Source organism: Mucilaginibacter sp., from assembly GCF_036383575.1.
Classification (GTDB): Bacteria; Bacteroidota; Bacteroidia; order Sphingobacteriales; family Sphingobacteriaceae; genus Mucilaginibacter.
Map to the genome: position 1 here is coordinate 1 of NZ_DASVOB010000694.1, position 8,017 is coordinate 8,017.

7 protein-coding genes are annotated in these 8,017 nt (G+C 41.3%); 5 read left to right on the forward strand and 2 right to left on the reverse strand.

Features of this window, described 5'->3' with window-relative positions:
• Positions 1 to 444 (forward strand): 2OG-Fe(II) oxygenase (locus tag VF500_RS24525; protein WP_330862193.1); only part of this gene is annotated, 444 nt, incomplete at its 5' end.
• A 27-nt stretch (positions 445 to 471) separates the two neighbouring features.
• Positions 472 to 1,083 carry a hypothetical protein gene (locus VF500_RS24530; protein WP_330862194.1) on the forward strand — a complete coding sequence of 204 codons (612 nt, stop codon included), beginning with the start codon at positions 472 to 474 and terminating at the stop codon, positions 1,081 to 1,083.
• A 40-nt stretch (positions 1,084 to 1,123) separates the two neighbouring features.
• Here the strand turns inward: VF500_RS24530 and VF500_RS24535 are convergent, their stop codons facing one another.
• Positions 1,124 to 1,789, reverse strand: a complete 666-nt coding sequence (locus VF500_RS24535) for a Type 1 glutamine amidotransferase-like domain-containing protein (protein WP_330862195.1) — start codon at positions 1,787 to 1,789, stop codon at positions 1,124 to 1,126.
• Positions 1,790 to 1,867: 78 nt separating this feature from the next.
• Entirely contained in the window at positions 1,868 to 3,265 is a 1,398-nt protein-coding gene (locus VF500_RS24540; protein WP_330862197.1) for a serine hydrolase, read from the reverse strand.
• A gap of 361 nt (positions 3,266 to 3,626) precedes the next feature.
• Here VF500_RS24540 and VF500_RS24545 point away from each other — a divergent pair, with 361 nt between their 5' ends.
• The 3 genes from VF500_RS24545 to VF500_RS24555 form a co-directional block, all read left to right on the forward strand.
• Positions 3,627 to 4,151: a hypothetical protein gene (locus VF500_RS24545; RefSeq protein WP_330862198.1), complete on the forward strand. Its 525-nt coding sequence runs from the start codon at positions 3,627 to 3,629 to the stop codon at positions 4,149 to 4,151.
• A gap of 439 nt (positions 4,152 to 4,590) precedes the next feature.
• The gene (locus tag VF500_RS24550) at positions 4,591 to 5,751 is read left to right on the forward strand and encodes an alpha/beta fold hydrolase (RefSeq protein WP_330862199.1); all 1,161 of its coding nucleotides are present in this window, start codon (positions 4,591 to 4,593) and stop codon (positions 5,749 to 5,751) included.
• A 1,108-nt stretch (positions 5,752 to 6,859) separates the two neighbouring features.
• The coding region (locus VF500_RS24555) for a sensor histidine kinase (RefSeq protein WP_330862200.1) at positions 6,860 to 8,017 on the forward strand (1,158 nt) is incomplete at its 3' end.

Below are 8,017 nucleotides of genomic sequence, written 5' to 3' on the forward strand. Positions count from 1 at the left end.
GTCGCCAATAAATGGATGCAAGAGCTTGGGATCAACAAGCAATTCCCTGATACGCATGAGGAAATGAAGCAGCTAAGCCATGAAGCCGGGCAAACCAAACCTACCGCCCTTATATTGCAATACACCGAAGGCGGATTTAACACCCTGCACCAGGACCTTTACGGTGAAGTATATTTCCCTATCCAAATGGTTTTCATGCTCGATCAGCATAACAGGGACTATACCGGCGGCGAATTTGTGATCACCGAGCAGATCCCACGAGCTCAATCAAAGGCCAACGTGCTTACTCCCGGTATGGGAGATATGGTTTTATTTACCACTAACTTTAGACCTGTAAAAGGCAGCAAAGGTTATTACAGGGTAAATATGAAACATGGCGTGAGCCCTGTTCATAGCGGTAAACGGCATAGCCTGGGTATTATATTTCATGATGCTTTGTCTTAAATAATTGATGTAGCTTTAACTCTTATTATGCTGCAAAACCGTGTAGACCCATTTGGACAACTCATTAAAACGCCTGAACACGGTGCATGGCTCGGTAACCGCGGCGTAATCCATAACGAGCTAAAGGAAATAGTACGTCCCTTTAAAATTAAAGCATGGATAACCTGTGTGCTGGAGTTTAGAGGTCGTCACAGGGAAATTATGCAGCCCGACCGCTGGACCGAACTATTCTTTCTTGATGAGGCCACAGCTTTTTCGGCCGGGCACCGCCCCTGCTTTCAATGCAGATATAAAGACCATCAAAGGTTTAAAGAGTTTTGGCTAAAAGGCAACCCGCAATACGGTTTCAATATGAAAACGCCGGTATCCAAAATAGATGAGATCTTGCAAATCGAACGTATAACTGCTGATAGATCAAAGGTTACTTATGAAGAAAGATTAAATGCGCTACCCAGCGGCGCATTTGTAGTTTATGATGATGAGCCGTATTTGTTAAAAGATGACCGATTATATTTATGGAGCCCTGCCGGTTATGAAAAAGGAATGGCGCTACCAAATGTGAATGTTGTTCAAGTATTAACTCCGCGTTCGTTTGTTAATATGTTTAGAGCAGGATATGTACCGCAGGTGGGTATCTAAAGTTATTATATCAAACATTTTTTAGCAACCTTCCGCAATATTATGGGGTAAACAACTTCCAATGCCCCTCTGAAACAACCTCTACAGCTCCATCGGTCACTTTAATAGCGGTTTGATCGTCAATTGCGTATGACGGCACCGGTATTGTAGCTGCCAGTTTTTCAATGTTGTCCAGGGAATTCTTCGGAAACCATTCATGATCTAAATGCGGATGCAGTGCAAAATCAACAAAATTTAACGACCTATCACTTTCGGCCGGCAGTGTATGATTGCCATAGGTAGTTCCGAAGCGGGTCATGATCATACTACCGGCGCTCAAGCCAACATATACCATTTTTTGAAGCAACGATGGCAATAAGTCTGCCAGTCCGGATTGCTGCATCCAGTAGCAAAGATACTGGCAATCGCCGCCACCAACCAGCAGGGCATCAGTATCCTGAAGCAAAGGCACCCAAAGCTCCTGTTTGATGCTTGTCAATGCTGTAAGCTCAAGCAGCCCCATGGATTTCCAACCTAATTCGCAAAATGGGTCACCTAATGTTCCGCAGATAACCCTTCGTACTATGTCGCCGCCATTGAGGATGCCGTATATCGCGGTGGGGATAAAAAGGGCACTCGCCTCGGCAATCGGTTTGCCCAGTAGCTCAACCAGTGCGTTACGAATGCTTGCGTTGCTGATACCTGCGGAGGTTAGGAGGAGCTTCATAATCTATTTGGCTATAATCATTTAATCAATAAGATTTCCTATAAAGATAATAATGATAAATTCTAATGTGTCTCAAACCTAATTATACACCTTAGCGCATTTAATTACATTTTGCCCGTCCTCAATCGAAACAGCGTTAACTTGTCCCTTATCATCTTTTGTAAAAACTATCTTAGCGTCTAAATCTAAAAGATAGAATCTATCCTGGGATTGCGGGATTAAATTCAGATCGGGTATTCCCGACATTTTTAGTACCAATGCATTATCTTTCAATGTAACTGTTACCGCTACTCCATCCGGCCTTTTATAACTACCTGCAAACCCGTTAAGTACACTATCAGCCAACTTAATTGCCCTGGGCATTTCACTAACAGGAGCACTCTTATAAGCTTTGTAAATTATAAGCGGCCCGTCTTGAAAAGCAGCTCTTACGATATTGTTACACATAATAAGTCCATTGTCACCATTAGTTAACACAACTATCCCCCGTTTTGATTTTGGCAACAATACAATAATAGATGCAACACCGGGGTCATTTCCCGCGTGCTCTAACGCGTATTCGTTATTGCTTAATCCGCTTACAATACGCCAGCCTAATCCCTGTTGCAGATTAGGATTGATCTCTACCTGTGGCTTTACCATTTCGCTGTACAACGATTTAGAAAGATGAGCACCTTTTAGGATATCAACTGCAAATTCAGACAGGTCATCAACAGTGGTTGTTAAGCCGGCGGCGGCACTGGCTTGAACAGAATAATCTGTTTTTACAATTTCCTTGCCTTCGGAATCGTACATTCTTGCATACCTGACAAAATCCTTTTTGCCATCCCATTCGTGGCTGGTATTGTACATATGCAATGGCCTAAACAATAGAGAGTCGGACAATTGGGTTAGCGACTTATGAAACTTATGTTCTATGGCCAACCGAAGATATTCCATACCCTCGCCGGAGTAATTAAACTTTTTACCAGGTTCAAAATTAAACACCAACTTTCCACTCGGGTTCATCCATCGCCAATTATCAAATCCTGATTGATGACTTAAAACGTGGCGCGTGGTTATTTCTTTAGCATAGGGACTTGAAGCAACATCCGGATCTACATAATAATTATATAACCGCTCATCTAAATTCCATTTCCCTTCTTGTACCAGTTTAAGCACAAGGGTTGTGAACACTACTTTTGTAACGGAAGCAACTTCAAAAAGCATATCTCTTGGGGCTGGTTTCCCCTGATGATCATTTCCATATACCTGAGATTTTACAATAACGCCATTTTCTATCAAGCCCACTCCTACGTTAGGAATATGAAGCTCCTGCTGCCATTGTAAAATTTTAGCGTCGAGTGTTTTAAAATCAGGCCCGGTATGTCCGGTATTTTTAGCTTTACCTGTTATGGCTTGTTGTGCTAAACAACAAGTTGAATTTAAACTTAAGGTCGTTATTAAAATCGCAAAAATATGTTTAGTTACAGGCATAGGTAATTCAAAAGCGTATGGAAAAAGATATGTTTTATTTATATAAAAGCAGTATAATTATTGGGCCACAAATGTATCCCGTTAATATATAGCCGATTATATTTTTGTTGATTTTGGCATTGTTCGTTATCGTACGCCGATAGTTCGCCTTTAAAACACTTAAGAAAATAAGCTTCCCATCCGCCTTTACAAAACATGCAACGCTACTAACTTTGCACCATCAAATAATAATTTGATCGGCGATAAGGATCCTCAAATAAAGTGAAAAGTTCCGCTAAATTTGACCAATAAATTAACACCGGCGCTTTGCAGTTGTATTCGTAATTGTACAGCTTCAAGATGATTACTCTCCGTATTAAATATGACTAAAAATGAACTTGCTAAAATCAAGGCTTCAGGCAGATGGCCGGTAAAGATTTCTGACTTTTATCGCCATTATTTTTTTGTTGTTTTGCCATTAGGATGCACTGCAGTCGGAGCCATTGAGCTTTATTCAGGCTTTAAATTTCATCACGATGACTTGAAAGTGCCGGGAACCATCCAATTAATTATTTTCGTTATACTATCCATTTTGGTCGTAAAACGGCTGTACCAAAACCAGGTATTTGAAAAACATCAGGTTCCGGATGCATCGGTAGAAAATATTAAACATGTATTAAAATCACTTGGCTTTCGGAACGTCAGGCATCACAAGCCAGGTTATTTTGTATGCACCACTCGTGTGTCATGGTTCTCCTGGGGTGAGGAGATAACGATAATTTTCGACGATAACGACATTTTAATTAACAGTCGGCCCAATAATCAACCCATTACCATACTAAGGGATCGAAAAAACATTAAGATAATCATGACGGCTTTACGATCATCGGAGAAAGCAGTTGCCTGAAATCATAAAAATTTACGCTGCGTTCTCATTGAACAAGGCTGGGTGCTATCTACAGTTTTGCCGGCTTAAGTTTCAGGCAATACCCTCCCTTCCATCCATTCAATCCCCTTATTCGTTGGTACAAAATTTATTATTTCTGCCACGCGGCTAATCTTACCCCTATTCTGATAATAATTTGATCTTTGATAAGGTTTCCTCTAAAACATAGATTATATGTCGACATTCAAACATCTTCCATTTCTATTCCAAAAATCCCGGACACCTAAACAATAAAAACGAACATCTTCTGCCCGTTTCCGTTACAGCATTTCGGCATAATATTATTTAACTAATTACATGTCAGTAATTTATAGACTGGCATAATTTTTAATACGTTAAAATGATCTTAAATAGCTTTATTATTTTGTTATCTATCACCCTTCGCTAATTTGAACCTTGTATGAAGAGATACCTTTTGTTATTCATGTTCTTATTATTTAGATATACCTCATTTGGACAATCCAAACCAGTTACCAAATACCAGGCGATTGACACATTAGTTGATGCAGGAAATTATAAGATTCATTTCTGCATAGTTAAGGGACATGGCACACCAATTTTATTTGAAGCCGGCGGTGGTGACGATGCTTCGGTTTGGACCGGGTTACTCAAACCGATATCCGAATTAACCGGCACTACATTGATCACTTACGATCGGCCTGGCTTTGGCAGAAGCACACTTGATACAAACAAGCATGGGTTATTAAATGGTATTAGGGGGTTAGAAACAGCACTGCACCGGCTGGGATATGATAAGGACATCATTCTGGTAGCCCATTCGCAGGGTGCCTTTTCCGCAACGGTTTACGCTTACCGCCATCCCGACAAAGTAAAAGCTGCTGTATTGATTGACGGAAGTACCAGCTGCTGGTTCGATAGCAGGCTTAGCGCTCTTCAACGGCAAAACGATATAGATAAAGTGGCAATAAAAACAATAAAGCCCGGACTCTACTACCAGTATGGAGACATAAGTACAAATGTAAAATTAGTTCGCGAAAGCCCATTCCCGACCAATATTCCGATTATCGACATTGTTTCCGGTCGCCCGCCTTTTGATAATTCCGTGGATGCAGGCGATTGGAGACGCTGTCACGAGGAATTTGTCAAGACTGCAAACAACCGGACAAGCATCACGGCCTATGACTGCGGCCACTATATTTTTATTGATAACCCTGCACTGGTCATCAACTGTATCGCCAAAGTCTACGCCGCAACGCTCGACAATAAATCAAAAACGATCTTAATGGCCGAGGCACTGGATTATAATATCAACGCTTCTAACGAAACGAAGAAGGAAGAGGCATTAAGCCGGCATTCTGAAAATGACTTAAATTCGTGGGGTTATTCATTAATCAAAGAGGGGAAAAATAAAGAAGCGTTAGGTGTATTTAAATTAAACACGCTTTTAAACCCGGACAGCTGGAATGCTTTTGACAGCTACGGAGAGGCATTACTGAAAAACGGTGAAAAACAAGAGGCCATTAAGATGTATCAAAAATCGGTTGAACTTAATCCAAAAAGCGAGAGCGGTAAGAAAACACTGCAACAACTCAAGCAATAAAATCATATTCAATACTATTTCGCGAATTAAATTTGATCAGTGTTAAGCTCTTCGCTAAAAATCTACTTAATACGGCGACCAACAATTAATAAAACCATACCGATAATTATGGTGGGTAGCCAAAGAATAAAAGAATACATTCCAGCTTTACTTACTAAGGGGTTTAAGTTGTTCCCCTGGTATGTAAACATGGATGCCCCAAAGAACAACATTGCTATCCCTAACAATATTAGACAAATGCCGATTATACGAGTTCGAGTCACCGCCTGTGATTAAGTATTTGGTAAAATAAATATAGACCTTTTCGGCGAAACAAGTATTGCTGCTATCGTAAAAGCCGTCATTAAAAAACAGGTTTGCTCTGCGTCGGCTTGGTTACTATCTCCAATTTTGGCAGCTTAAGTTTCAGGCAATATCCCCTTCCATCCATTCAATCCCCCTATTCGTCGGTACAAAATTTCATATTTCTGCATGGAAACTACCTTTATACCATCAAATAATAAATTGATCAGTGATAAGGTTTAGGTTAAAGCCCCCAAGCAGCGAGTGCAAGGGGGCTTTGTTATTTTTCCGCGTTTACTTCCTCAAACAAAATCCACTAACGCCAAGTCAACAGCACGAAGCCGAAAGCTGCAAACCGCTTTTCTATTTCCATACTTAGAGGCTGTTTAAATTTGACTGTCTTAAAATGTAGAGACGCATTACATGCGTCTCCCGCCTGCAAATTCCTGAACTTAACAACTTAAAGCGTCTTGTTCTCTGAGAGACGCATGTGATGCGTCTCTACGTAAAAGCTTCTCAAACAAAATTCAAACAGCTTCTTAGAACTTATGACTTTGGGCCAAAGACTATGCTGTGGCGCGGCCCCCCTACCCGTTCATCTATACAATATCCCGGTTCACCGACACATGGTTGTTAAAACACCCGTCCAACTGCACCTTTGATTTATAATTCAGGAGCAGGGACACTGAATTATAGGTTTTTTTCATAAAGATGAAGCACCTGTGCGCAATGTACAGGTGCTTTTTTTTTAGATACTAAAACCCGGCTGTTAATGTGTGCCGCCCGGCTGCTCCGGCATAGGTGAGTAAAAAGAATCTTAATTCAAATGATCCGCTCAAAAGCAACTACTTTTTTCATTCATGCTGCCGGCTGGCTTGTGTTTTTAGGGTTTCCGCTACTGTTCATGAACCGTACGCAGCAAAGCAGCGCCGGTACTTATACCGTATTGTTTTCGCCTTACTACTGGCTGTTTTGCCTCACCTATATATTTATGTTTTACCTGAACGCGTGGTACCTGGTGCCTCAGTTCGTGTTCCGTAAAAGATATGTTTGGTATGGGCTTATCGTATTGCTGCTTTCAGGCTGTGTTTACTTTTTGCAGCCTTTTGATAACCTGCTTCTTCACAACCTCATTAAAGGAAACAAACCGTCAACAACGGCCGTTCCCAATCCGCAGCCTATAGGGCCGCAGATTACGCCTACAGGCATTGACAGTTCAGCGCCTAATCAACAAAATATGCCTTTTGGTCCGCTGCCACATGAGGATCTGCGCATGCAGGACCCCAGCCTTAAGCCCACCAACCGCATTATTTTCATTCATCAGTCGGGCAATATTGATATGGTTGGCTTGTTCATTTTCATCATTGTGATGGGATTAAGCGTTGCTATTGCCACCGTTCAGAAATGGCAGCTTACCGAGCAGATGGTTACCCGTGCCGAAGCCGAAAAAGCCCATGCCGAACTCTCTTTTCTTAAAGCCCAGATCAATCCTCATTTTTTATTCAATACGCTAAATAATATTTATGCCTTATCGGTCACCAATAGTGCGCATACTTCCGAAAGTATCATGAAACTCTCTAACATCATGCGCTATGTAACCGATGAGGTAACGGAGGATTTTGTTTTGCTGCAAAACGAAATTGATTGTATCAATGATTATATCGATCTGCAACGCCTGCGCCTCGGCAAAAAAACAAAGCTTGATTTTGAAGTTTCGGGCAAGATTGACAATCAAAAAATTCCGCCCCTGATACTAATGACCTTTATTGAAAACATTTTTAAATATGGCGTAAGTAAACACCAGCCATCAGTTATTAATATTTGCTTAAGGGTAAACGGCAACCAAATGCTGTTCATCTGTAAAAATACCATTTTCGAAAAACGACCTGCCACCGAACGGAAAGGGATCGGCATTGCCAATAACCGCCAGCGCCTGCAACATATTTACCCTAACAAACACCGGCTCGACATTAGCTCGGCCGAT

Excerpts from the sequence above, each read along its gene's own strand:
- VF500_RS24545 (WP_330862198.1), top strand. The coding sequence starts at position 3,627 with ATGACTAAAAATGAACTTGCTAAAATCAAGGCTTCAGGCAGATGGCCG.
- VF500_RS24550 (WP_330862199.1), top strand. The coding sequence starts at position 4,591 with ATGAAGAGATACCTTTTGTTATTCATGTTCTTATTATTTAGATATACC.
- VF500_RS24530 (WP_330862194.1), top strand. The coding sequence starts at position 472 with ATGCTGCAAAACCGTGTAGACCCATTTGGACAACTCATTAAAACGCCT.
- VF500_RS24540 (WP_330862197.1), bottom strand. The coding sequence starts at position 3,265 with ATGCCTGTAACTAAACATATTTTTGCGATTTTAATAACGACCTTAAGT.
- VF500_RS24535 (WP_330862195.1), bottom strand. The coding sequence starts at position 1,789 with ATGAAGCTCCTCCTAACCTCCGCAGGTATCAGCAACGCAAGCATTCGT.